Genomic DNA, 25,768 nt, shown 5'->3' on the forward strand with positions numbered 1-25,768 from the left:
CAGGACCCCCGCCGCACGAAGTGCGCAGCGGGGGTCCTGCCATGTCCGAGGACGATTTGGGGGCAAAGCCCCCTGGCCTCCCCGGCGGGTATATGGGACGGCGACTACAAGTATTCGATCTGGGCGCCCTCGGTGTCGCACGTGAGGATATGCGTGTCGCACTTGGGGAACTGCTTGCGCAGCTTGACCTGCAGGAACTTTGCCACGATGGTGTCGTCGGTCACAGCCATGAGGGTCGAGCCCGAGCCGCTAATCCAGATGGTCTTAGCGCCGCCGTTAAGGCAGGTGTCGCGCACGGCGTTGTAGTCGGGAATCAGGCGGCGACGATAGGGCTCCTGAATGCGGTCGTCATTGGCGGCGGCAATCAGGTCAAGGTCGCCGGTCTCCAGGCCGCGCGTCATGCCGGCGATGCGGCCCATTTGCCATACGGCGGTGGAGAGTGGAATCTCCTGCGGCACGACCTTGCGCGCCTCGCTCGTATGTACCTCGTAGGGTGGAATCACGGTAATAAAACGTAAGCGATCGCTCACCTCGTAGCGCAGGCACTGGGGGAGCGAATCAGTCGGCGTAAAGGAGCAAACGGCACCGCCCAAGATGGCAGGGGCGACGTTATCGGGATGGCCCTCGACCTCGGTGGCAATGCGGACGAGCTCAGCGCGGTCAACGGTATGGCCCGTCAGCGCGGCGGCCGCCATAATGCCGGCGACGACGCAGGTGGAGCTGGAGCCCAGGCCGCGTGCGACGGGCACATCGGTTTGAATGTCGATGGCAACGGGAAAAGCCGGCTCGCCCCATGCGGCCAGCGCATCGACAAAGCTGACGTAAACCAGGTTGTTCTCGTTTTGGAACTCTTCGGGGCAGCCCGTGATGGTGAGCTTGTCGGCGCGCTCGAAGGTGAAGTGCGAGTAGAGGCTGACGGCCATGCCGAGGGTGTCGTAGCCGATGCCTAGGTTGGCGCTGGTTGCTGGGACGGTGATTTTGATCATGTGGGTCCTCCTGGGCGGGTCTGACCGTTTAGTTCGCTGCTCGGGCAGTCCTGGCTCGCTCGGAAAGCACATTAAGTGCTTTCCGGCTCGTGCGGAACTCGCGACGAACTAAACGGCCAGACCCGCTCGCGTGCTCGTCATCATCCCGAAAGCTAAATAAAAAGAAGGTGCGCCGGCTTTCGCCGGCGCTTAATAAGGGGTTTAGTTGGAAGCCATCTTTTTTGCTGCAGACTCTACGTAGTTGGCCATGTCGGCTACGTCGCAGACGTCTTCGAAGCGGACGGGCTTGGACTCGAGCTCGGCGAGCTGGGTCGGGGCGACCGTGTTGGTGGCCTGCTCGAGTACACGCATAGCCTCAAAATCATCCTCGGGAACGTCGAGGCCCAAGGCGTCGCAGCAGGCGCGCGGGAACTTGTAGGGGCTGGCGGTCGAAAGCAGCACGCGGGCCTTGGCGCCCTCGGCGGGAGCGACCTGCTCAAAGACGTGATAGCCGCAAGCGGTGTGCGGGTCGATCACGTAGCTGTTCGCATCCCAGCAGCTCTTGATGGCAGTGCAGACTTCGTCCTCGCTGGCCCAGCCGCAGCCAAAGACGCTCTGAATCTTTGCCAGCAGGTCGGCGGGAACCTCATAGCGGCCGGTCTGGGCAAGCTGCTCCATAAGGCCGGCAACGAGCTCGCAGTCGCCATCGGACAGGAAGTAGAGCATGCGCTCCAGGTTAGAGCTGATGAGGATGTCCATCGATGGCGAGATGGTCGTGAAGAACGGACGGTTGCGGTCGTAGACGCCGGTGGTCAGGAAGTCAGCGAGCACGTTGTTCTTGTCGCTCGCGACGATGAGCTTGGCGACGGGCAGGCCCATGCGCTTGGCATAGTAGCCGGCCAGGATATCGCCAAAGTTGCCGGTCGGTACGCAGAACTCCACGGAATCGCCGGCCTCGATGGCGCCGGCGCGCAGCAGCTGCGCATAGGCGGCAAAGTAGTAGACGACCTGCGGCACCAGGCGGCCGACGTTGATGGAGTTGGCGCTCGAAAGCACCGTGCCAGCGGCCTCCAGGCGCTCGGCAAGCTCCTTATCGGCAAAGATGCGCTTGACGGCGCTCTGGGCGTCGTCAAAGTTGCCGCGGATACCGCAGACGGCGACGTTGTCGCCCTCCTGCGTGGACATCTGCAGGTTCTGGACGCGGCTGACTTTGCCTTCGGGATAAAAGACGGTAATACCCGTGCCCGGAGCGTCGGCAAAGCCAGCGAGTGCGGCCTTGCCGGTGTCGCCCGACGTGGCGGTGACGATCATGATGCGCTCGGCGCCGCCGTCCTTGGCGGAAGTGCGGGCCATCAAGCGGGGGAGCATCTGCAGGGCGACGTCCTTAAAGGCACTCGTGGGGCCGCCAAAGAGCTCCATCACATAGGTCTGAGGGGCGTCAGCGCCCAGCGCAGCGTCGAGTTTGACGAGCGGCGTAACCTCTTCACTCGCGAACGTGCCGCGGTATGCCTCGTCGACACACGCCGAAATTTCTTCGGCCGTGTAATCATTCAGTAACATTCCCAACACATCTTGAGCGATTTCAAAGTACGATTTATCTGCAAGCGAGCTGATATCGACCTGCTGGGTGCCGAGCTCGTCCGAGACAAACAAACCCCCGTCGGGAGCGATGCCGGTGCGGATTGCCACCTTACTTGAGCACGATAAAGTGCGTCCTCGTGTACTATGATAAGTTCCCATATAACACTGCTCCTCGGATGCCTTGGTCCCAATCGGTGAAACCATGGTATCAGAGCGCGCAAAATAGGTTCGCAGAGGCTTTTTAGAAAGGTAACCTCCAGCCCATGATTAAGATTGCCAAGTTTGGCGGCTCGTCGGTCGCCGACGCCGAACACTTTAAGAAGATCAAGGCCATCGTCGATGCCGACCCGGCTCGCCGTTTTGTGGTGGTTTCCGCCTGCGGTCGCCGTTTTAAGGGCGACACCAAGGTGACCGACCTGCTCTATCTGGTCAATGCGCACGTTAAGTACCACGTGTCGTGTGAGGAGCTGCTCGAGGACATTGGCCAGCGCTATTTTGATATCGCGGACGAGCTGGAGCTCACCTATCCCATCCGTGAGGAGTTCGCGGCCTTTGCCGAGCGCGCCCGCTCCGGTGGCTACTCTACTGAGGAGCTCGTAAGCCGCGGCGAGTACTTTACCGCGCGCCTGATGGCCGAGTACCTGGGCCTACCGTTCCTGGACGCCGCGACGGTTGTGGCGTTCCATCACGACGGTACGCTCAGTATGAATCGCACCTCCGAGCTGGTGCAGGAGTACGGTCAGCAGGGCGGCTTTGTTATGCCCGGTTTCTACGGCGCGACGCGTGAGGGCCAGATCAAGCTGCTCGATCGTGGCGGCGGCGATATCTCGGGCTCGATCCTGGCCAAGTGCCTGGGCGCCGATCTGTACGAGAACTGGACCGACGTTTCGGGCTTCTATTCTGCCGATCCGCGTATTGTGCCCGAGGCGCAGCCCATCGCCCGCGTTACCTACGAGGAGCTGCGTGAGCTTTCGTACATGGGCGCAAGCGTCCTGCACGAGGAGGCCGTGTTCCCCGTGCGAGAGGCGGGTATCCCGCTGGTCATCAAGAACACCAATGCGCCGCAGGACCCCGGCACCATCATTAGCGAGACGGCTGACGAGGGCGAGGCAGAGCCCATCATTACCGGCGTGACCGGCAAACGCGGCTTTGTCGCCATCAACGTCGCCCGCGACCGCACCAAGCCCCGTGTCGGCTTTATGCGCCGTGCACTTTCGGTGTTCGAACGCTATGACGTTTCCGTCGAGCACATGCCCACTGGTGTCGACCGCTTTGGCGCCGTGGTGCAGGAGCAGGATGTGCACGATTCGCTGTACTCGCTTGTGGGCGACATCCAGCAGGAGGTCGAGCCGCTCGAGATCGAGGTTGTCGAGGGCCTGGCGCTCATCGCGACCGTCGGTCGTAACCTGCGCGGTCGTGCAGGTATCTCGGGCCATCTGTTTGGCATGCTCGGCCAGGCCGGCGTGAGCGTGCGCATGATTTCGCAGAGCTGTGACGAGATCAACATCATTATCGGTGTCGAGGAGAAGGACTTCGACCTGGCGATTCGGACCATTTACCGTGCCTTCTCCGACGAAAACGGCATTGTGAAGGTCTCCGATCTGGAGGCTCCTGCGCCGGTCGATCCCGCTCTGGCTGCGCTCAAAAAGTAGCGACTGCTCGGTAGATTTTTGGGTCATGTCTCAAAAATCTACGGTGGGGCGTTTCGTTTCGGTTTCGTTTCGACGGGGCGGGTTTCGTGCCCGCCCCGTTCTTGTATACACTGGCAACAATAATCGGCCTGCTTGGCGTGCGGGCAAAAGCCACAACCTTTAAAGGGGGAAGCATGAAACAGTACACGGTTGCTATTTTGGGCGCGACGGGAGCTGTAGGCACCCAGATGCTCGAGTGCCTCAACGAGCAGGAGTTCCCGGTTGGCAAGCTCAAGCTGCTGGCAAGCGCGCGTTCTGCGGGCAAGACCGTCGAGTTCCGCGGCGAGCAAATCGTGATCGAAGAGGCTTGCCCCGAGGCCTTTGAGGGCTGTGACATTGTGCTTGGAGCCGCCGGCGACGATATCGCCAAGGAACTGCTGCCCGAGGCCGTAAAGCGCGGCGCCGTCGTAGTCGACAACAGCCATGCCTTCCGTATGGATCCCGAGGTGCCGCTGGTCGTGCCCGAGATCAATGCCGACGATATCAAGTGGCATCACGGCCTTATCGCCAACCCCAACTGCGCGACCATCATCGGCCTGGTTCCCACGTGGCCGCTGCATCAGCTCGCCGGCGTGAAGCGCATGATCGTCTCGACGTATCAGGCGGCTTCGGGTGCCGGCGCTCCCGGTATGGCCGAGCTCGAGGCTCAGCTGGCCGCCCTGGGCCGTGGCGAGGAGGTTCCCGAGCCGCGCGCTTTTGCCGCCCAGCTGGCGAGTAACCTGATTCCGCAGATTGGCGGCGTCAAGGAGGAAGGCTTTACCTCCGAGGAGATGAAGTTGCAAAACGAGGGCCGTAAGATCATGCATCTGCCCGAGCTGCGCGTGAACTGCACTTGCGTGCGCGTGCCTGTACTGCGCTCGCACTCCGAGAGCATTACGCTCGAGTTTGAGCGTGACATTACGGTCGAGGAGGCTCGCGCCGCGCTGGCTGCCGCTCCGGGCGTGAAGCTGGTTGACGACATGAGCGCCGAGGATGCACACGACCGCTTCCCCATGCCGATGGATACGTCCGACCAGGACCTGATCTGGGTCGGTCGTGTGCGCCGCGATATCTCGAACCCCGAGGCCGCGCGTGGCATCACCTTCTGGTGCTGCGGCGACCAAATCCGTAAGGGCGCGGCAACCAACGCCGTCCAGATCGCTAAGCTGCTCTGCGAGTAGTGTGACCTGTCCGGCGGGGGCCGGGCTTAGTTTTCAGAACGTCCTCGACCATGTGTGGCGCCTTGTCCTGCTCCTTCGGAGCCGCGGACAAGGCGCCACACTGGTCTGCGGAGTGTTCTGAAAACTAAGCCCGGCCCCCGCCTGCGGTGACTCGGCTGCGAGCGGCCTGCGATGGGGCCATTGTTGGCCGGGGCCGCTGGGCTGATGTGAGGGCACGTGGCCGTTGCGGGCCCTGGCCCCGGCGGCGGCCTCGGCGCTTTGCGCCTGCCGCCTTTGGGGACTGTGGGGCGCGGCCGGCAGCTGCGGCGTTGCGCGCCTGCTGCCTTGGGTGACTTTGGGGTCGATTGGGGTTGTCTGCACAATTCGCGGTATTATGTTGCGGAGTTTTGAAAGGAGCCGCTGGTGGTCACGACGACATTTGCCTCGCCTTTGGGCGAAATCTTGCTTGCCGCTGACGGCCGCGGTCTGACGGGGCTTTGGTTTGAGGGACAGGAGCACTTTGGCTCCACGCTTCTCAAAGAAGATCCCGAACATGTTGAAGGCGCCGACGCGGTTTCCGGTACCGGTGGCATGTCGTCGGTAAGTCCCGCAAATGGTGCGGCTTCTTCGGTACTTGAGCGTTCGTGGGCTTGGCTGAATGCTTATTTTGCAGGGCAGGAACCTCGGTTTACGCCGCCGTTGCATTTGATTGGCACGGCGTTTCAGCGTGAAGTTTGGTACGAGCTGCTTTCTATTCCGCGTGGCGAGGTCGCTACGTATGGCGAGATCGCCCAGCGTGTTGCGGCTCGACATCGTGTACCGGGAAACGAGGCACCCGTTGTGTCTCCCCGTGCCGTGGGGGCCGCGGTCGCGCGTAATCCCATTTCGATTATTGTGCCGTGCCATCGCGTGGTTGCCGCCGATGGTTCGCTCAACGGATATGCCGGCGGGCTCGATCGCAAGGAGTGGCTGCTTCGGCTTGAGGGCGCGTACGAGGAGTAACGCTCGAGCACTTTGCATAACTAGGGCACCGTGAAAGGACGAGTCACTGTCCCTTCGCGCCCGGCATGCGTCAAAGCGCTCGACACGTGCGCCTTAAGTTTGGCTAAGCCACATCCTGCGTATTTAAAAACGCGCAGGTTGAGCAGCTAAGGCTGCGCTAAGGCGGTTGACGGTACGCTATCATCGGCAGTATCGAAACCTGTAGAGCCATGCGCCAAAGGAGCAACTATGAAGCTGATGCTTGCCGAGGACGAACCTGGTCTCTCCCGCGCCCTCACCGCGATTCTTCAACATAGCGACTACGAGGTCGACACCGCCCTCGACGGCTTGACGGCGCTCGAGAATCTACTCACCAACGATTACGACGCCGCAATCCTGGACATCATGATGCCCGGCATGGACGGCATCGAGGTGCTCAAGCGTACACGCGCCGCCGGAAAGCGACTGCCCATCATCATGCTCACGGCAAAAAGCGAGGTGTCCGATAAGGTCGAGGGCCTGGATGCCGGTGCCAACGATTACCTGACCAAGCCGTTTGCCGCCAAGGAACTGCTTGCGCGTATTCGTGCCATGACGCGTGCCGCGACGGCAATTGACGCCACGACGCTCAGCGTGGGTAACGTGCGCCTCGACACGGCGGCTTGCACGCTTGTGGGACCTTTGGGCGAGGAGCACCTGGCCAATCGCGAGTTTCAGCTTATGGAACTCTTTATGCGCAACGCCGGCACGCGCATGCCCACTGAACGTCTGATGCTCGAGGTTTGGGGTGAGGACGCGCCCGAAGGCGCCAACGTGGTGTGGGTTTATATCTCGTACCTGCGCAAAAAGCTGACGGCGCTTGGTGCCAACGTTGCCATCCGCGCGTCGCGCAACCAGGGATATTCGCTCGAGGTTGTCGAGGAAGGAGAACGGGCGTGAGCGTGCGCACGTGGTGCAAGCGCATGGCGGCGAAGCTCGGCATGGGTGTGGGCTCGGGTAATCCGGGGCGCGCCGATGCTGCCAGTGCAATGGGCCGTCGCCTGCGTCGTAAGTTCATCCTCGTTGCCATGGGCGCTGTGACCGTGGTGCTCACGCTCATCATCGCTGGCATCAACATTGTCAATTATTCGCATGTTTGCAAGATGGCCGATGCACGACTGGACTATATCCTGGCAGGCAAGGATGGCATTGATGGGGAGGGCGAGCCTAAGACCGGTCCCGGTCAGGATGCGGTTGCCGGCAAGGTTGCTACCGGTAACCGGGCGGCCGTTCGCGATGTGCATTTTGAAGGCATGACGGCGGAGTCTCCCTTCGACACGCGCTACTTTACGGTGTCGATTGCCGGCGGGCAGGTGACCGATGTCAACACGGCCCGCATTGCCGCGGTAGGTGCCAAGCGTGCCGCCCGCATCGCTGCAGGACTATATTCCAAGGGTTGGACTTCGGGCTTTTCTGGCAACTACCGTTATACGGCTACGGTTCAGGGCGACAAGACAACCTATGTGTTCGTGGACTGTTCGCGCGAGCTTGCAAGTTTCCATTCGTTTTTGAGCGCGAGTGTGGCAATCAGCTGCATTGGCTGGCTGGCGGTGCTGGCAATTGTAACGGTCGCCTCGGGTGCGGTGATTCGGCCGATGGTCGAGAGTTATAGCAAACAGAAGCGCTTCATTACCGATGCAAGCCACGAGATCAAAACGCCGCTGGCCGTGATTGACGCCGCCAACGAGGTCCAAGAGATCGAGAGCGGCGAGAGCGAGTGGACGCAGAGCATTCGCGAGCAGGTCGCGCGGCTGACGGCGCTCACGGAGCGTCTGGTGTTCCTGGCGCGTATGGACGAGGGTTCGGCCGGCTTTACTATGGCGACGATTGATCTTTCGGAGGCCGTGGACACGGCTGCGACGCCATTTGAATCGGTGGCGGTTTCGCGCGGAAAGCGGCTGTCGACGTCGGTCGCGAGCGGTGTGCGGGCCCATGCCGATGCCGCGGCAGTGGCGCAGGTTGTTGAGCTGCTGCTGGACAACGCCACACGCTACGCAAGCGAGGGCAGCGTGATCGAGCTGAGCCTGCGTGCCGTTTCGCGCGGTGCGGGCAAAGGCTCGGCCGAGCTTGTCGTATCGAATGCTGTTGATGAGCTGCCCGAGGGCGACCTGGACCGGCTGTTCGACCGCTTCTATCGTGCGGACGTGTCGCGCAGCTCCAAGACAGGTGGCTCGGGCGTGGGGCTGTCCGTCGTGCGCGCCATCGCCGAAGCCCATGGCGGATCCGCCACCGTATCCGGCCACGGTAACCAGATCACCTTCACCGTCCGCCTCTAAGACCTGCCAAAAAGGGACAGGTTTATTTTGGCAGGTTTTATCTGTGCAGACGGCAGCGGAGGCTGGCGGTGATCGGCGCCATGAACGCCACCGACCCAAATAAACGCACCTCTAACTGCTAAAATATGGACATCGTTGTTCGGCTCCCGAAGGAAAGGAGACGGTCATGCAGTACGAGATCGGCGGAGGGGCTTTCCCGGTTGTTACGTGCAACCTTAGCGACGGCGAATCCATGATCACCGAAAGCGGTGCCATGGTCTGGATGACCCCCAACATGGAGATGTCCACCTCGGGCGGTGGTATAGGCAAGATGTTCTCTAAGGCTTTTTCGGGTGAGGCGTTGTTCCAAAACATTTGGACCGCGCACGGCGATGGCATGATTGCGTTTGGCTCTTGCTTCCCCGGCCGCATTATACCGATCGAGATTGGCCCTGGTAAGAGCTGGATTTTGCAGAAGCGTTCGTTCCTTGCCGCGGAAAGTGGTGTTGAGCTGAGCATCCACTTTAACAAGAAGGCAAAGACCGGCGTCTTTGGCGGCGAGGGTTTTATCATGCAAAAGCTCACGGGCTCGGGTATTGCCTTTGCCGAGATCGACGGCGACCTAGTTGAGTACGAGCTTGCTGCTGGCCAGCAAATGATTGTAGATACCGGCAACGTGGCCGGCTTTGAGGAGACGGTGAGCATCGACGCGCAGATGGTCAAGGGCGTCAAAAACATCATGTTTGGCGGTGAAGGCGTGTTCAACACTGTGCTCACCGGTCCGGGGCGCATCTGGCTGCAGACAATGCCCATTTCCAATCTTGCGGCAGCAGTGGCTTCGATGACCAACAACAATAACTAATCGTGTATAGGATGACGCGCGCGGCGGGCCCGGCCTGTCGTGCGCGTTTTTTGGTGGCAAACGCCCTGTTTATCGGGTGCGGCTGTGCTCCTGCAGCGCATAGATCGACTTATCCATGTTGAACAGGTAGGCCACGACGCAGACAATAAAGAACGTCGGCAGACTGCTAAAGCCAAAGACCTCGCAGCCAATAAAGATGGGCGCGAGCAGCGTATTGGTGGCGCTGCCAAAGACGGCGGCGTATCCCAGCGCGGCGCAGAGCTCGACGGGCATGCCGAGAATCCCGGCGAGTACGACACCCAGGCTGGCTCCGATGGAGAGCAGCGGCGTCACCTCGCCACCCTGATATCCTGCGGCAAGCGTGGCGATGGTGAGTACGAATTTGAGCGCCCAGTCCCAAGGCATGATCGACGCCTCACCGTTGTCACCCAGTGCCGCGGATATCAGGTTGGTGCCAAGGCCGCAGTATCGCCCCTGCCACAGCGCGAACAGAATCGCCGACAGCGCAAGGCCCATAACGGCAACGCGTATGTAAGGGCTGGGGAGCAGCCGCGCTGCAAGGGTCTTGGCATGGTCAAGGCACCAGGCAAAAGCTCCACCTACCATACCAAACGCGATACCCAACAACGCCAGTCGTCCAAGACCGGGGAGGTCGAGCGCATACGAGGCGGTAACGGCGACCTCAAACTTCTCGAGCCCCAGAGCGCCGGAGGTCATGCTTGCGGCGAGCGAGGCTGTAAGCGCGGGAAACAGCGCGCGGTATTCCATGCGTCCTGCGACCAGTACTTCGATCGCAAAGACCGTGGCGGCGAGGGGCGTTCGGAAGAGTCCGGCAAAGCCGGCGGCCATGCCGATAAGCAAAAACGTGTTGCCGGGTTCTCGGAAAGGTAGACGTCGGCCGATCCAATGCGAGACGGTTGCGCCGATCTGCACGGCTACGCCTTCGCGTCCCGCGCTGCCGCCAAAGAGATGCGTGGCCCACGTGCTCAGCATAATGAGCGGCACCAGACGCGGGGAGATGGCGTCCTCGCGTCCGTGACCTACGTCGAATACTAAGCTCATGCCCCGATCGGTGCCTTTGCCCCAGGTGAGGTAGGCAAATACGATGGCCAAGCCCATGAGGGCGAGGAAGGGAAGGAGCAGTACGATGTGCTCGTCACGGAAGGCGCCGATTGCCAGGAGCACACGACCAAAAAGGGCACAGATGGCGCCAACGATAACGCCGATAGGGATTCCGACGGCGCCCATGAGCACGAGACCGCTATAGGTGTTGACCAGGCGTTTGATTCTGCTCGAAGCGCTGCTTTTTGACATTTTGCTTTCCGACACTTGCTCTCTTGATAGAAAAAGAGCTGGAGTTGCGCATCGTTGAGAGGCTTTCCAGCTTTAGCAAAACAAACTTATAAGATGCGACGGGCCGCGTCAAGATAATTACCGGACGGCCTAGGAGGCGGCTGGTTGGCTGGCTTAAAACCTAGCGCGTGAAATGACGCCCCACGCTATTCAGCGCGCTTGATAGGATGACGAACCACGGTCTTAAGTTTCTCCGGTGCACATTTGCGTGGATCGGAGAGATAGATTTCGTGATGTAAACGGGTGTCTGAGAAGTCGGGGGCATAGCCCTGTTCGGTCGCGTATTCATGCATGGCGTCTACGGTTGTCGGCTCGCTGTCATAGGGTCCGGTATGCATGCACTGAACGCAGAGACCCTCATCAACTTTAAGCAGCTCAACAGCGGTAAAGTCTAGTTTCTTTTTGGCCGTGGCTTCAGCGACTGCCCAGTCAAAATCATCTCGGCTGACGAAATCGGGCAGGCGGATGCACGAGATAAAGTTGAAATCGTCCTTGCGTACATAATCGATGTCGCCGCTCGGGGAGTCTTGCCACCAGAAACCCTCGAGCGGCGGTACCACAAAGTCGAAATAGCCCTCGATACTCCTTGAGCCTTTCTTCGACATCTTGACGGTATAGGCGATGCCGTAAAGTAGCGGCAGGGCGTTTTGATACTCGCCACCTTCGGTATTTGGGTCGCCCTTTCCGCGAACGGCAACGTAGCTCATAGGCGGGACTGTTACGATGCTCGGCTTGCTTGCAGGTTTGTAGAGCTCCTTGCATTCCTTCTTAAAGTCGAACGCCATGTTGGCCGCCTTTCTGCGTATTGGCCTGCTTAGATAGTTGAATCATATCATAGAAACGAACAGCTGTTCGAATGATTTGGCTGACAGATTGAGATGCGTGCGTTGTGTTTGGCGGTCGGCCTGACCCCGTTGATGATTTCTCGGCCTCCCCGGCGCCCTATCTATAGCTGCCGTTTCCCCATATAAAACCTGCCAAAATAAACCTGTCCCTTTTTGGTAGGTGGGAAATGGGTAATACTAAAGAGTTATCCGACCAGATGGGAATTAATCGATGGCCTATATCGAATTCAAAGACGTCATCAAGGCATACGGCGAGGGCGATGCCCGCATCCACGCGCTCGACGGCGCGAGCTTTACGGTCGAGCGCGGCGAGCTCGCCATCATTTTGGGTGCTTCGGGTGCCGGCAAGACCACGGCCCTCAACATTCTGGGCGGCATGGACACGGCGACCTCCGGCACTGTGACGGTGGACGGGCGCGACGTGAGCTCCGCGAACGAGGCGCAGCTCGTGGAATACCGCCGCGCCGACGTCGGCTTTGTCTTCCAGTTCTACAATTTGGTCCCCAACCTGACGGCGCTTGAGAACGTCGAACTCGCGGCGCAGATCTGCCCCGATTCGCTCGATGCCGAGCAAACGCTTCGCCAGGTTGGCCTGGGTGAGCGCCTCGCTAACTTTCCGGCGCAGCTTTCGGGCGGCGAGCAGCAGCGCGTATCCATCGCCCGCGCGCTGGCTAAGAACCCCAAGCTGCTTTTGTGCGACGAGCCTACGGGTGCACTCGACTACAAAACCGGCAAGCAGATCTTGCAGCTGCTACAGGACACTTGCCGCAAGCAAGGCATTACGGTCATCATCATCACCCACAACTCTGCGCTGGCGCCCATGGCCGATCGCCTGATCCGCTTTAAGAGCGGCCGCGTGGAGAGCGAGACGGTCCAGCAAAATCCCGTGCCTATCGAGACGATCGAGTGGTAGCGCCCATGGACCAGGACTGCCAAAACAGCCAAAACCGTGATACGGAGCACGTAGGTCGCGACCGAGAGTTCGCGACCTACCGCACCGCTCAAAGCTCAAACGATATGGTGCCGACGGTTTTTCGCCGCGGCATCTACCGCACAATCCGAGGCAGTCTTAAGCGCTTCTTGTCAATCGTGGTCATCACCGCGCTTGGCGTGAGCGTGATGTGCGGCCTTAAGGCGGGTTGCGAGGACCTGTGCGATTCGGTTGACGCCTACTTCGACCAGCAAAATGTCTATGACATTAACGTGCAGTCGACCTATGGCCTGACTGACGATGATCTCGACGCCATCCAAGAGGTCGATGGCGTCGAAACGGCCGAGGGCATCTACGCCGAGACCGCCTACACCGCCGTGGGCACAACGCGCGAGCGCGTGGTCGTGCAAAGTCTCTCCAAAGAGAATATTGACCAACCGGTGCTAGTGCGCGGCGAGCTGCCCGAGACTTCGGGCGAAGTGGCAGTGACCTCACGTTTTTTGAAGGCTTCGGGCAAGAAAATCGGCGATACGGTGAGCTTTGCCGCCAACGATGCGAGCTCGTCGAACCAAAGCGCCAAGGACCAGTTTGCCGATGGGGACTACACCATCACGGCCGAGGTTCTCGATCCTACCGACGTGAGCTCCGACTCGACAGTCAACGCCTTTCGCGCTGCTTCGACTGCGGACTACAAGTTCTACGTGAGCGAGGATGCCGCGACATCTTCTTCCTACTCCGCTGTCCACGTGGTCGTCGAGGGAGCCAAGAGCCTCAACTCCTATTCGGATGCCTACTCGGCAAAGATCAATGAGGTCAAGGGCAATATCGAGAAGATCCGCGAGGAGCGTGAGAAGGCGCGCGCCCAGGAGCTGACGGTCGACACACCGGCGAGCTTGGACGCAGCTGAGCGTCAGGCGAATATGGTCTTTGGGATCGAGCAGGACAACATCAATCGCATGGCCGAGGGCAGCGACGAGCGTGCGCAGGCGCAAGCCGACCTGGACCAGCGCCGTGCCGCCGCCGACCAGCAGTTTGCCGATGCCCGCGCCGAGCTCTCTGACCTGGGCGAATGCACCTGGTACATCCAGGACCGCGGCAATATCGCAAGCTACTCGAGCGTCGAGAGCGATAGTTCTTCGATCGAGGCCATCGCCACGGTGTTCCCGTTCATCTTCTTTATCGTCGCCGTGCTTATCAGTCTCACCACCGCCACCCGCATGGTCGAGGAGGAGCGCACGCTTATTGGCCTGTACAAGGCGCTCGGCTATTCACGCGGGCGCATCCTGTCCAAATATGTGGACTACTCGCTGTGGGCGTGTCTGATCGGTGGCGTGCTCGGCAATATCATCGGATTTGTGGGTCTGCCGCTGTTCTTGTTTACGGTGTTCGACGACATGTACTCGCTGCCCCAGATGCTGCTTTCGTACGACATCGTGTCCTCGATCGTTTCGGTGGCGCTGTTTGCCGTGGGCGTGGTGGGAGCCACGATTATCGCCTGCCGCCACGAGATGGCCGAGACCCCTGCCTCGCTCATGCGCCCCAAGGCTCCGCGCGCCGGCTCGCGCATTCTGCTCGAGCGCATTGGCTTTATCTGGCACCGCATGGGCTTTTTGAACAAGGTCGCTGCACGCAACCTGTTCCGCTACAAAAAGCGCGCCTTTATGACCATCTTCGGTATCGCTGGCTGCACGGCGCTCGTGATCTGCGGTATGGGCATCCGCGATACGTCGGTGGCGCTTTCGCCCAAGCAGTACGGGCATATCACGCGCTACGACCTGCTGGCGGTCGCCAATCCCGACGATTTTTCGCAGACGTGCGCGGCGCTCGACGAGCGAAGCGCAGCCAAGGATTCCGACGTGACCGTGACTTCGACGCTGCCGATTATGACCGACAACGTCACCTTTACATTTGGCGGCAAGAGCGAGACCGTGCAACTGATCGTGGTGCCCGATGACCGCGCGAACGACCTGGACGACTACGTGTGTCTCGAGGACGAGTCCAAAGAACTGCTCGCCCTGCGTGGCGGAGATGTGTATTTGAGCAAGAGCTCTCAGCTGGTGCTGGGGATCAAGCCGGGCGATACGGCACACGTCCAGGATTCGTCGCTCAATGTTGCCAAGGTCAAGGTCAGCGACATTTCGCTCAACTATCTGGGCAACACGCTTTACATGACGCAGAGCACCTATGAGCGCGCGTTCGGTCGAAGCGCGCGCCTCAACGGCATCCTTGCGCTGCTCAAGGGCTCGTCGGCCGATCAGATTGCGTTTAGCAAGAAGCTTAAGAGTGACGGTTGGCTCACAATTTCGAGTACGGCCGAGCATTGGGAAAACTATGAGGCGAACTTTACGATTATCAATTCGGTCGTGGTGCTCGTGACCTTTATGGCGGCGTGCCTGTCGTTTGTGGTGGTGTTTACGCTGTCTAATACGAATATTTCGGAGCGCGAACGCGAGCTGGCGACCATCAAGGTGCTGGGCTTCCGCCGTGGCGAGGTGCACCACTACGTCAACAAGGAGACGTTGATCCTCACGGCGATCGGCGCTGCGCTGGGCGTGCCGCTGGGCGGCTTGCTGGCCGAGAGTTTTACGTACATTTTGCAGATGCCGTCGCTGTATTTTGATGTTGAGGTCGAGCCGCTGAGCTACGTGCTATCCGTGCTTCTGGCCTTTGGCTTTACGTTTATCGTCAACCTCGCCACCAACCGTACCCTCAACAAGATCGACATGGTCGGCGCCCTCAAGAGCGCCGAGTAACCTGCCAAAAAGGGACAGGTTTATTTTGGCAGGTTTTATCTGGGCAAACGCCGGACAACCATTATGTGGCCCGGCGTTTGCCCCGTCAAACGGGCTTTTCCATTTGCCTTTCATTCTATTTGGTTTTCGCTCGCAGGCGTGGATGAGAGGCTCTCTTTAGCCTTCGAGATTGGGCTTGTATGGGTCGTATGCCACAAAATGGGCCTATCTACTACGTTTGCTACCACACCCTCGACCGTGACAAAGATTATGAAATTAAAACCGCAGGTAGAGGGCTTGCCAGTTTTCGGAAAAGGCGGGTATGGTCGGCCCTCTCGAGTTAAACGTAGTAAATAGGCCCTTTTCTTGGCGCGCGGTCAGCTCAATGCTAATCTCCGTGCCGGAACTGACCCAGTTGTTTGTAAGTTGCGGTGATATACGGACTGTTTGGCGCTTTGGAGCTTCAAAACAGTCCCTATCTCACCGCAACTTAGGAGAAGGGCGGGGGCGGTTGGGTGCTGGTGGGTCGGAGCGTGTTAGGCCTGTTTGCGGTGCTTCCATTGTTTGCGGCACCAGCGCATGAGCGCCTTTATGACGGGAATCGTGATGAGGATGATCCATGCAGGATGGGGCTGTCCCAAACAGAGCCACATGTAGAGGAACCAAGCGATGGCGGCTGCCGAGTAGATGGCCTCGATCAGCTTAGACAGGTGGCGCCGATCGATGAAGTCACCAATCGCGTAGTAGACGGGAACCAGAAAGACGAGGAAAAGCCCCATGCCCCATGTGCCGTAGACAATGCCGAGCACCAGATAGGCGAGAGTGACAAGTGCGGGGAAGGGGAATTTGTTCCATGCACGTCCGACCTTGGTGTGGAAATGCTTGCCATGATGGTCGAGCTTGTCGTGTGCTTCCTTCCAGCTGGAAAACGTCTCGCCGTCGATGGTGACGGTGCCGTCGTCATTGGTGCGTACGCTATGTCCATCGTCCTCAAGCGTATCGATATGCACGCCGTCCGGCCCCACATGCACCTCTTCGCCCTTGCGCTCGTTGGTCACATGGATGCCGCTCCAACCAACATGGACTTCCTCGCCTTTATTGGGATCAATGACGTGGATACCGCGCGCGAGGGAAATATCGACAAGTGGTTTGTCGCCGCAATCGGCGTGCTCGGCAGAATCCTCGGCCTCGTCAGCCACATCCGCCGTCTCGGTGTCGGCGCTACCGTCCTCCAGGTCGTCGGCATCGTTGGCCGCCTCCCCATATAACAGCTCGTCCAACGACACGTCATACAGCGCGGCGAGCGCAATGAGGTTATCGGTATCGGGTGAGGACTCGCTGCGCTCCCATTTACTAACAGCCTGGCGGCTTACGCCCAGCTGGGCAGCAAGCGCCTCCTGAGAAAGGCCGGCAGCTTTACGGCGATCGACGAGGCGCTGCGCCATCGCAAGATCCATGGTGGTTCCTTTCGTTTGATGGTCGAATCGAATGAGCCGAGTATGCCGAGAACAACCGGTAGCGACCACCATTTCTAGTTAGAATCTGCCCCAACCCTACCGCAACTACCGGTAGCAACCCCTAGCGACCAGCCATTTTAGGACAAATGTCAGTGCTACTCTCAGCTAAGAGCCTGCAACATCCCAAAATCTCAGCCCAGGCACCCGCAGCGAGAAGGCGAATAACCTCGGCCTCCCTAGTTACCGCAGGAGGCCCCAGGGCTTTCCTCCCAAATCTTTCCGCAGGACGGAAGGACCCCGCCGCGCGAAGCGCGCAGCGGGGTCCTGACATGTCCGAGGACGATTTGGGAGGAAAGCCCTGGGGCCTCCGATGAGAGCAGTTCCAGCCGAGGCTATTCGTCGCCGAAGCTGATGCCCAACGCCTTGGCCTCGCGCACCAGGTCGCTCTGGGGGTCGACAAACTTGAGCTTGCCGGCGACCTCCTCGAGCGGCATGTGGCACATCTTGCCGTCACGCAGGGCAATCATGTAGCCAAACTCGCCGCGCAGGCAGCCGAGCGCTGCCTCGACGCCGCACTGGGTCGCAAAGATGCGGTCCTGGGCGTCGGGCTGGCCGCCGCGCTGTGTGTGGCCGGGGATGGCGACGCGGGTCTCGCGACCGGTCTTGGCCTCGATCTCCTTGGCGATGTCGTAGACAATCGACGGGCTCGTTCGCTCGGCGAGCTTCTTCTTGTACTCCTTCTTGGACAGTGCCGCGTCCTCCTTGGAGATAGCGCCCTCGGCGACGGCCACGATGGTAAAGCGGCTGCCGGTCTCCATGCGATGCTCGATGGTCTTGATGACGTTGTCCATGTCGTAGGGGATCTCGGGAATCAAGATGACGTCCGCGCCGCCCGCGACGCCGGCATACAGCGGAATCCAACCGACCTTGTGGCCCATGATCTCGATGACAAACACGCGGCCGTGACTCGAGGCAGTGGTGTGGATGTCGTCGATGCACTTGGTGGCGACGTCGATGGCGCTCGTAAAGCCAAACGTCAGCTCGGTGCCCCAGGTGTCGTTATCGATGGTCTTGGGCAGGGCGATAACGTTGAGGCCTTCTTCGCGCAGGCGGTTGGCGGTCTTGGTGGATCCGTTGCCGCCCAGCATAAACAGGCAGTCGAGCTGCAGCTTGTGATAGGTGTGGACCATTGCGGGCACCTTCTCGACGCCGTCGGCCTCGGGGATGTCGAGGCGCTTGAACGGCGTGCGGCTCGTGCCCAGGATGGTGCCGCCACGGGTGAGGATGCCGCTAAAATCGGCGGGCGTCATGACACGGAACCTGCTGTAGATAAGGCCCTGGTAGCCGTCCTCAAAACCATAGATCTCGATAGGCTCTTCGCTATTGGTTATAAGCGTTTTGACGATGCCGCGCATGGTGGCGTTGAGCGCTTGGCAGTCGCCGCCACTGGTAAGAAGACCGATCCTAAGCATGATGAATCCTTCCGGGCAAGTTATAACATGCGCATAAGTTTACCCCCGCACACTGTTGATACGGGGGTAAAACGTGTTAGCTCAAGCGTATGGAAATGTAAGCAACGCCAGGGAACGTAAGGTCGACGGGCCTGGCTCCTTACAGTGCGAAGGCATCGACGTTGCCCCAGTGGCGGCGCAGCGTGATGGCGGCAGCGGGCTCGGTATTGTCAAAGACGACCGACCATTGCGTATTGCTGGTGATGTCTTCCGGATTGGGCTCTTGCGCCGCAGCGCGAAGGGCCTTCCAAGCGACTGCCTCGTCTTGGGCGCCGGCATGGGCGTCGAGGACATCGGCGATTGCGACGGCGCGCTCTTTACCATGGCCCAGCTCGCCATTCTTTTGGTTGGGCAGCACTTCGTCGCCATAGCAGGCGTAAAGTTTGTAACCTGGCGTACAGGAGTCGCTTTGAAAGCGCGGTCCGGATCGCGCGGATCCCACTCTACTACGCGCGCGTCACCGGTGGCGTCGTTGATAAAGAAGTGGTAATCGCGTCCTGCCATGGCGTGCATGTCGTAGGCGGAAAGCAGGTCGACAGCTTCTTGCGTGGTGGCGGCACGGTCGAGCACCAGACGGATGGCGAGCGAGGTATTGATGACGGGGCGCTGCGTGTCCTGGTCACAGGGTTTGGAATCCAGGGTGAGCACGGCAATGGACACGCCACATTCGTTGACGCCGTCGAGCTGGGCAAACGGGCCCATGAGTGCGGCGGCGCGTCCGGCGACGGAGTCAAGCGGAGTGTTATCGCCCAGGTTGTTAAGGGCGGCAAACCCGATGGAGGCATAGCCGCCGCGTGGGTGATTGCGCACCAGCAGCGCCGAGGTGTCGTCCTTAAAGTCGTAATTGCGACCGGTACGCACGCGGCCTTCGGCATCTACGGCGACAAAAGCGCTGCAGGCAAACTGGGGCGCCTGGACATGTGCCGGCACACCGGGCAGCACCTGCGCCACCACGGCATCGATGTAGGCCTGGTCATCGCGCACGCCAGCGGCGATGATGCGATCAAGATCGTAGTCGTAGGCGATGTCGATTGCGTACAGGTCATAGCCATCCGTGTAGCCGGTCAAGCGTTTGAGTGACGCGGCGGACTTGATTTGTTTGTGATAAACGGTGCCGGTGGCAGCGGCAAGGCCGACGGCGACTCCCGCGACACCGCAGGCGATGGCAATGTTACGTGGCTTCATGACGGCTCCTTTCGTCCTGTTAGCGTAATTGTCGCAAAAGGAGTGCGGGCATGATGGCTCAACTTGGCGAGCGGCGCGGGATTAAACATGGAATGAAAGGCACGGCACTGGCGCGGCGGGGTATGCTGGAGGGGACCATCAACCCAGCGAAAGGGGAGAGCATGACGGATCAGGAAACGCCCGAGCGCGCGCATGTGACGGCCGATGATATCGAGGCCGCCAACGACCTTATCGACTTTATCGAGGCATGCCCCAGCATGTTCCATACGGCGGCGACCATTATGGCCGAGCTCGACGAGGCGGGCTTTACCTACCTGCCCGAGAATGCGGCGTGGGACATCGAACCAGGCGGGCGTTATTACACGCAGCGCAATACCTCGAGCGTTGTTGCCTTTAAGGTGGGCGAGGACCTGGCTGCTACGTGGGGCGAGGACGGCGTTGCCGGCGACTATCATTTTCAGCTCACGGCGTCGCACAGCGATTCGCCGACGTTTAAGGTCAAGGCCGTGCCTGAGCTTGACGGCGCGGGCGAGACGCTGCGCCTGAACACCGAGGCCTACGGCGGCATGATCGACTACACCTGGTTCGATCGTCCGCTGGCACTCGCGGGCCGCGTGTTGGTACGCGAGGGCGACCGTATCGAGAGTCGTCTGCTTGCCACCGAGCGCGAGGTCGCTATTATCCCGAGCCTTGCTATCCATATGAACCGCGGCGTTAACGAGGGCTTTGCTCCCAATCGCGCCGTCGACCTGTGCCCGCTCATCAGCGCCGGTGACCTTAAGCAGGGAGATTTTGACGCCCTGATCGCCGACGAACTGGACGTTGAGCCCGAGCAAATTTTGGGCCGCGATCTGTTCCTGGTCAATCGTCAGGATGCGCGCATTTGGGGCTGGGCCGACGAGTTTATCTCGACGCCCAAGCTCGACGACCTGGCCTGCGCCTACACCTCGCTACAGGCATTTTTGGGTGCCGAGAACGCGCACGACGTTTCGGTCTTCTGCTGCTTTGATAATGAGGAGGTTGGCTCCGAGACCAAGCAGGGCGCCATGTCGACGTTCTTGGCCGATGCACTGCGCCGCATTAACGGCTCGCTGGGCTTTGACGACGAGTCGTACCACCGTGCGCTTGCCGCTTCGATGCTCGTGAGCTGCGACAACGCGCATGCCGTGCACCCCAACCACGCCGAGAAGTGCGACGCCCGCAACCAGGTTGTGCTCAACGGCGGCATCGTCATCAAGGAGGCCGCCAACCAGCACTACTGCACCGATGCCTTTAGTCGCGCGGTGTTCCAGGCCATCTGCGATGACACTGACGTACCCACGCAGGCCTTCGCAAACAAGAGCGATATGGCGGGTGGCTCCACGCTCGGCAACCTGTCGAACATGCAGGCGAGCATGCATGCCGTGGACGTGGGCCTGCCGCAGCTTGCCATGCACTCGAGCTACGAGACCGGCGGCGTGCGCGACGTGATGTACGCCATCCGCGCCCTCACCGCCTTCTACGAGCGCAACCTAACCATCAACGGCGCCGAAAGCGTGGAACTCTAAATGCGAGCCGAAGAAATGAAGGCCGAGCGTGGGGCTCAGCTTATTGATCGGGGTTTACAGCTGTTCGTCGCCGCTTGCCATGAGTCAGGGGTCGACGTGTCCAAGGCGCGACCAACGAGTGCTGAAGAACTCAAGCGTAACGCCTATTCGGACCGCTATGACGAGGAGACGGACTGGCTCTAATAAGCGAAGTGTCGAAAACGCTAGATGTATGTTTGATATCACTTTGGCGAGAGTGTCGCAGACAGAACTACCGGTATGGCGCAAGCCAACCTGACCCCATTGCGCCAAACCTACCAAAAAGGGACAGGTTTATTTTGGCAGGTTTTATCTGGGCAAATGCCACAACGCCAACGGCAAGACGGAACTGCTAAGGCTTGCAGATGAAGCCGACGCCAGCGAAACGCCGCAGGTAGAGCGCACGCCAGCGAGAGCCCGCCGTTTGAGCCAAGGTGCCGTGAAATGAAAAGGCGCTGACCTTCTGGTCGCGCCTTTGAAATTGAACGGCAGATTGGCCAAACGGCGGGCTCGCAGCGTCGAGTGGTCCGCCGTTCGTTAGAACGGCGGAACCTAAGAGCGCAGCGTCGAGGGGTTCCGGCGTTTGGTAAAACGCCGGAACAATCAGTGTTCGATCCAGCAGCGTAGCGTCTCGCCGGCTTGCAGGTGACGCAGATTCTCCGCGGCGATATCGACCACGTTGTTGAGCGTGGCCTCTAGGTGGAACCAGCCGGAGACGTGCGGCGTGATGAGCATGTTGGGCGCGTCCCACAGCGGGCTTGTTGCGGGCAGGGGCTCGGGGTCGGTGACGTCGACCGCGGCGCCGGCAAGATGTCCCGACTCCAGGGCGGCAACCAAGTCGTCGGCGACCACAAGATCGCCGCGGCCGCCGTTGGCAAAGAAGGCGCCCGGTTTCATCGCGGCGAAGAACTCGGCGTTCGCCAGGCCGCGGGTCTCGGGTGTGCTGGGCATAAAGGATGCGACGATGTCGGCCTCGGCTAGGCGCTCGGACAGGGCATCCATGCCGTCCATGTCCTCAAACACAATGGGATAGACGAGCGGATGGCGCTTGATGCCGCGGACGTGCGCACCCATGCTGCGGCAGAGCGTGGCAAAGTGGCCGCCGATATCGCCCGCGCCCAGCACCAGCACGTTGGCATTTTTGAGCGAGGTGACCGGGCCCAAGTCCTCCCAGCGATGTTCGCGCTGCAGGTCCTGGTAGCCGGGCAGGCGCTTCATCATTGACAGCACCATGGCAAACATGTGCTCGCTCACGGCCTGGCCGTAGGCGCCCACCGAGCAGGAAAGCTTAGCGTCGGCCGGCACGGTGCCGGCGGCCAAGTAATCGTCATAGCCCGCGGTCTGCAGTTGCAGCAGCTGGAGGTGCTCGCATGCGGTAAGCAGGGCAGGGTCTATGTTGCCCAAGATCACGTCGGCGTTGGCGACTTGTTCACGCTTGATGGCGTCGGCGCTCGTGTAGATAAAGTCCTCGCCCGGAGCGCTCGACTCAAGAATTGCGCGATGGCGGTCGTTGACCGGCAACAAAACCAGGATGTTCACAAGCAGTCCTCTCCGCTCGGCCTGCCAAAAAGGGACAGGTTTATTTTGTCAGGTTTTATCAGGCAAAACGTTCAAATAAAAACGCCGGATGCAAGACGAGCGTGCCCGTCAGCATCCGGCGCATCCACGGTTACCAGCTCAGCAACTCGTAACCGTCCTCGGTCACCACGAGCTGTACCTCGCACTGGGCCGAATCGCTGCCGTCCTTGGTGCGCACACACCAACCGTCGCCCTTGCTAATCTTGATGTCGGGCGCTCCGGCGTTGACCATGGGCTCGATGGTAAAGACCATGCCCGGCACCATGATGGTGTCCACATCGGGCGCCTCGGTGGTAAAGCCCACAAACGGATCCTCGTGGAATTCCTTACCGATGCCGTGTCCGCCGTACTCGCGCACCACGCTAAAGCCGGCGTCCTCGACGGTCTTTTGCACGGCCTCGGCCATAACGGACAACGGCAGCCATGGCTTGACGGCCGCCAGACCCGCCTCCACGCTGGCGCGAGTGACGTCGACCAGACGCTGGCGCTCGGCAGAGACCTTGCCGATGCAGAACATGCGGCTCGAATCGCTAAAGTAGCCGTCCAAGATCGTGGAACAATCGACGTTGATGATGTCGCCCTCGTGCAGCACGTCCGTATCGCAGGGGATGCCGTGACAGACCACGTCGTTGATCGAGGTGCACACGCTCTTGGGGTAGCCCTCATAGTTGAGGTCGGCCGGCGTGCCACCGTGCTCGACGGTGTAGTCGTAGATCATCTGGTCGATCTGGTTGGTGGTCATGCCCGCGGCGATGTGCTCGCCTACGTAGTCGAGCACGCCCACGTTGATGGCGGCGGAGCGCTTGATGCCCTCGATGTCGGCGGGCGTCTTGTAGAGCGTACGGGGCAGAACCTCCCAGCCCTCTTCCCACAGGCGCTCGAGGCGCTCGTCGAAGGCGTTATGACATTTCTTATATTTTTTGCCGCTGCCGCACCAGCAAGCGTCGTTGCGGCCGGGCACGGGTCCTTTGTCATACATGGCTAACTTCCTTTCATTCGCAGCTAGTATAGCCCACCCACGCGGCCATAAAAGTTGCGGTGATATAGTTCCGATTTAAGCGGTTTAACAGCACAAACAGGAACTATATCACCGCAACTGATGGAGCGGGGTGGCGGGCACTAGCTGCTGCGTGGTTTTGCTAGTAGCTCGCCTGGCAGGGGATGCCGAGGGCGCGCACGCGTGCGGCGATCGTGTCGAGCACCTCGGGCGCCGCTTTGGCAAGGCCGGCGACCGGTGTCTCGCGAGCCACCGTGTAGATGGTCGCCTCCTGCGGGCGAATGCGCTCGAGCGCCGCGAGCCAAGGGCCGACGTACTCCTCGCCGGTGTTATCGAGAGACTTGCCCCGGTACTCACCGCTCAAAAACATCGTCTGGATAATGACATGACCGTCAAAGCTTGCGAACGTCTCGATCTGGTGCTCTACATCGTAGGGGCCAACGGGCTGGTCGAGCAGCTGGATAAATGCCGGATCGACCGTATCGAGCTTGAGGATGTTGTCGTCGACCATCATGAGCGCATCGTGTACCTGGGGACGGTCGGCACGCGTGCCGTTGGAGAGCACGGCAATCTTGGTGTTTGGTGCCAGCTGGTCGCGAAGCGCGACGGCGCCGGCGATGGCCTGCGGAAATTCCGGCGCGGCGGTGGGCTCGCCGTTGCCTGCGAAGGTGATCACATCGGGGAGCTCGCCCTCGGCTGCCATCTCGCGCAGCTTTGCCTCGAGCGCGTCGAGTACCACGGCAGCCGTGTTGTACGGCTCATGGCAGGGGCGCTCGGCGTTGAGGCCGTTTTCGCAGTAAATGCAGTCGAACGTGCAGATTTTGCCGCTGGCCGGCATCATGTTGACGCCGAGCGAGAGGCCAAGACGACGGCTGCGAACGGGCCCAAAGATGGGGCTGTCATTCAAAAACGTAGACATAGGCATATGCTCCTCAAGACAATTGTGCCTAAGCATAGCATCGGCTCCAAAGCAAGGTGCGGGCTCTTGCTTTACAAGTTTCGTTTTTTCACGTCGCTCGTTACGCCGTGCCATGAAAAGCCTCGGGTCGGGTACAGTTAATCTGTTAACAAGGCGTAAGGCAATGCGGGTCCATCCAACCGTACTGACGTACAACTGGATGGGCGTTGATGATGGGGGCACAACATGGATTTTACGATCGAGAATGCGGGCACCACGATTGCCTGTCGCGAATATGCCGGCCCGGATGTGTCGCCTGATACTCCTGCCTTGGTGTGCGTGCACGGCGCTTGTGTCGACGGCACATTTTTTGACGGCATCGCTTGTGAACTCAGTCGCAACTACCGCGTAATTGCCTACGACCGCCGCGGCTGTGGCGGCAGCAGCGAAGCGGCAGATGGCAGCTATGATCTTGCCGCTCAGGCCGCCGACCTGCAGGCCGTGATCGAACACGTTGGCGCTCCGACAAATGTGCTTGCGCACAGCGCCGGTACGTTGGTGGCGCTGGAGCTTCTTCGCAGCGAACCCCATCTCGTCGCCCGTGCGATTCTGCATGAGCCGGCTGTGTCGGCCGAAGGCGTCGGCATGGGTGCAGCTCCGATTTTGCTCGATATGATTGCGGTTGGAAAGGTTTCAAGGGCGCTTCGGCTTTTCTTGGGAGCTCTCGGCGACTTGGACCCCGAGGCTCCTGGGACGACCGAAGCGGAAGCCAAGCATGCCCTGCGCAATGGTCGTTGCTTTATGGCCAATGAATACGGAACAAATATGACATATGCTCCCGACTGGGAGCGTGCCCGCGCGTCAAAGGCGGTGTCGGCTGTGTTTTTGGGCGAGCTTTCGGTCGGTACACCCCGCGAGGCGGGCACGAGGGTGGCGGCTGAGCTTTTGGACTGTCCACTCGTAATGGTTCCCGGCGCGCACAACGGCCTACGCGATCGACCGGCAGCGGCTGCCCGGGCTGTCCGTGGCATCCTGGGGCTCTAGCAGCCGCAATAGCCAAAGCGGGCTTCACCCGCAGACGTTTCGGCCGTGCTAACAAATGTGTTCAAAACCTTACGTCTGCGGCTTCGATCGCGCCGTCTGCCAACTCATAAAAATGTAACAGCATTCACGTGCTTACCTGCATCGACAAGGTGTTACCCT

Annotated in this window: 21 protein-coding genes; 11 read left to right on the forward strand and 10 right to left on the reverse strand. The window is 60.2% G+C overall.

Annotated elements, in window-relative coordinates:
- Positions 1-104: 104 nt before the first annotated feature.
- Together thrB and thrC are read right to left on the reverse strand one after the other, a co-directional pair.
- Positions 105-986, reverse strand: a complete 882-nt coding sequence (gene thrB / locus DW171_RS04870; RefSeq protein ID WP_118270593.1) for a homoserine kinase — start codon at positions 984-986, stop codon at positions 105-107.
- Positions 987-1,187: 201 nt separating this feature from the next.
- Positions 1,188-2,705 (reverse strand): threonine synthase, encoded by a 1,518-nt coding sequence (gene thrC / locus DW171_RS04875; protein WP_118270594.1) that lies wholly within the window; start codon positions 2,703-2,705, stop codon positions 1,188-1,190.
- 104 nt (positions 2,706-2,809) lie between these two features.
- On the opposite strand from thrC, the gene DW171_RS04880 reads away from it, so the two are divergent.
- The 6 genes from DW171_RS04880 to DW171_RS04905 all read left to right on the forward strand — a co-directional run bounded on the left by DW171_RS04880 (position 2,810) and on the right by DW171_RS04905 (position 9,513).
- Positions 2,810-4,198, forward strand: a complete 1,389-nt coding sequence (locus DW171_RS04880) for an aspartate kinase (RefSeq protein ID WP_117798250.1) — start codon at positions 2,810-2,812, stop codon at positions 4,196-4,198.
- Between the two features lie 173 nt (positions 4,199-4,371).
- On the forward strand, positions 4,372-5,397 hold the full coding sequence (locus DW171_RS04885; RefSeq protein WP_118270595.1) for an aspartate-semialdehyde dehydrogenase: 1,026 nt from the start codon (positions 4,372-4,374) through the stop codon (positions 5,395-5,397).
- 402 nt (positions 5,398-5,799) lie between these two features.
- Positions 5,800-6,378 carry a methylated-DNA--[protein]-cysteine S-methyltransferase gene (locus DW171_RS04890; protein ID WP_233539102.1) on the forward strand — a complete coding sequence of 193 codons (579 nt, stop codon included), beginning with the start codon at positions 5,800-5,802 and terminating at the stop codon, positions 6,376-6,378.
- A gap of 228 nt (positions 6,379-6,606) precedes the next feature.
- Complete coding sequence (locus DW171_RS04895) at positions 6,607-7,296, forward strand: response regulator transcription factor (protein WP_117563860.1); 690 nt, start codon at positions 6,607-6,609, stop codon at positions 7,294-7,296.
- Positions 7,293-8,672, forward strand: coding sequence for a cell wall metabolism sensor histidine kinase WalK (locus DW171_RS04900; protein ID WP_118270597.1), 1,380 nt, complete (start codon positions 7,293-7,295; stop codon positions 8,670-8,672). The genes DW171_RS04895 and DW171_RS04900 overlap by 4 nt, the downstream gene beginning before the upstream one ends.
- A 166-nt stretch (positions 8,673-8,838) precedes the next feature.
- Positions 8,839-9,513 carry a TIGR00266 family protein gene (locus DW171_RS04905; RefSeq protein WP_089572342.1) on the forward strand — a complete coding sequence of 225 codons (675 nt, stop codon included), beginning with the start codon at positions 8,839-8,841 and terminating at the stop codon, positions 9,511-9,513.
- 69 nt (positions 9,514-9,582) lie between these two features.
- On the opposite strand, the gene DW171_RS04910 is transcribed toward DW171_RS04905, so the two are convergent.
- Together DW171_RS04910 and DW171_RS04915 are read right to left on the reverse strand one after the other, a co-directional pair.
- Entirely contained in the window at positions 9,583-10,827 is a 1,245-nt protein-coding gene (locus tag DW171_RS04910) for a chloride channel protein (RefSeq protein ID WP_118270598.1), read from the reverse strand.
- A gap of 185 nt (positions 10,828-11,012) precedes the next feature.
- Positions 11,013-11,651, reverse strand: a complete 639-nt coding sequence (locus DW171_RS04915) for a GyrI-like domain-containing protein (protein WP_118270599.1) — start codon at positions 11,649-11,651, stop codon at positions 11,013-11,015.
- Between the two features lie 271 nt (positions 11,652-11,922).
- Between DW171_RS04915 and DW171_RS04920 the strand changes: the two genes are divergently transcribed.
- Together DW171_RS04920 and DW171_RS04925 are read left to right on the forward strand one after the other, a co-directional pair.
- Positions 11,923-12,624: an ABC transporter ATP-binding protein gene (locus DW171_RS04920; protein WP_117635686.1), complete on the forward strand. Its 702-nt coding sequence runs from the start codon at positions 11,923-11,925 to the stop codon at positions 12,622-12,624.
- 5 nt (positions 12,625-12,629) lie between these two features.
- Positions 12,630-15,395, forward strand: a complete 2,766-nt coding sequence (locus tag DW171_RS04925; RefSeq protein ID WP_233539103.1) for an ABC transporter permease — start codon at positions 12,630-12,632, stop codon at positions 15,393-15,395.
- A 515-nt stretch (positions 15,396-15,910) separates the two neighbouring features.
- On the opposite strand, the gene DW171_RS04930 is transcribed toward DW171_RS04925, so the two are convergent.
- From DW171_RS04930 to DW171_RS04940, 3 genes are all read right to left on the reverse strand, one after another.
- Positions 15,911-16,831, reverse strand: coding sequence for a helix-turn-helix domain-containing protein (locus DW171_RS04930; RefSeq protein WP_118270600.1), 921 nt, complete (start codon positions 16,829-16,831; stop codon positions 15,911-15,913).
- Positions 16,832-17,223: 392 nt separating this feature from the next.
- Positions 17,224-18,303, reverse strand: coding sequence for a 6-phosphofructokinase (locus DW171_RS04935; RefSeq protein ID WP_118270601.1), 1,080 nt, complete (start codon positions 18,301-18,303; stop codon positions 17,224-17,226).
- An 81-nt stretch (positions 18,304-18,384) separates the two neighbouring features.
- A complete protein-coding gene (locus DW171_RS04940) occupies positions 18,385-19,527 on the reverse strand; it encodes a linear amide C-N hydrolase (protein ID WP_199586854.1) in 1,143 nt (380 codons plus the stop codon).
- 161 nt (positions 19,528-19,688) lie between these two features.
- Between DW171_RS04940 and DW171_RS04945 the strand changes: the two genes are divergently transcribed.
- Positions 19,689-21,074, forward strand: coding sequence for a M18 family aminopeptidase (locus DW171_RS04945; RefSeq protein ID WP_233539104.1), 1,386 nt, complete (start codon positions 19,689-19,691; stop codon positions 21,072-21,074).
- Positions 21,075-21,257 carry a hypothetical protein gene (locus DW171_RS04950; protein WP_117640212.1) on the forward strand — a complete coding sequence of 61 codons (183 nt, stop codon included), beginning with the start codon at positions 21,075-21,077 and terminating at the stop codon, positions 21,255-21,257. It begins immediately after the preceding gene.
- Between the two features lie 438 nt (positions 21,258-21,695).
- Here DW171_RS04950 and DW171_RS04955 read toward each other — a convergent pair whose 3' ends face one another.
- The 3 genes from DW171_RS04955 to DW171_RS04965 all read right to left on the reverse strand — a co-directional run bounded on the left by DW171_RS04955 (position 21,696) and on the right by DW171_RS04965 (position 24,586).
- Positions 21,696-22,631, reverse strand: a complete 936-nt coding sequence (locus DW171_RS04955) for a D-2-hydroxyacid dehydrogenase (RefSeq protein ID WP_118270602.1) — start codon at positions 22,629-22,631, stop codon at positions 21,696-21,698.
- A 130-nt stretch (positions 22,632-22,761) separates the two neighbouring features.
- Positions 22,762-23,649 carry a type I methionyl aminopeptidase gene (map, locus tag DW171_RS04960; RefSeq protein ID WP_118270603.1) on the reverse strand — a complete coding sequence of 296 codons (888 nt, stop codon included), beginning with the start codon at positions 23,647-23,649 and terminating at the stop codon, positions 22,762-22,764.
- Positions 23,650-23,809: 160 nt separating this feature from the next.
- Positions 23,810-24,586 carry a radical SAM protein gene (locus DW171_RS04965; RefSeq protein ID WP_118270604.1) on the reverse strand — a complete coding sequence of 259 codons (777 nt, stop codon included), beginning with the start codon at positions 24,584-24,586 and terminating at the stop codon, positions 23,810-23,812.
- A 225-nt stretch (positions 24,587-24,811) separates the two neighbouring features.
- On the opposite strand from DW171_RS04965, the gene DW171_RS04970 reads away from it, so the two are divergent.
- Positions 24,812-25,609, forward strand: a complete 798-nt coding sequence (locus DW171_RS04970; RefSeq protein WP_118270605.1) for an alpha/beta fold hydrolase — start codon at positions 24,812-24,814, stop codon at positions 25,607-25,609.
- Positions 25,610-25,768: the final 159 nt, after the last annotated feature.

This window comes from Collinsella sp. AM15-2 (assembly GCF_003471985.1).
GTDB lineage: Bacteria > Actinomycetota > Coriobacteriia > Coriobacteriales > Coriobacteriaceae > Collinsella.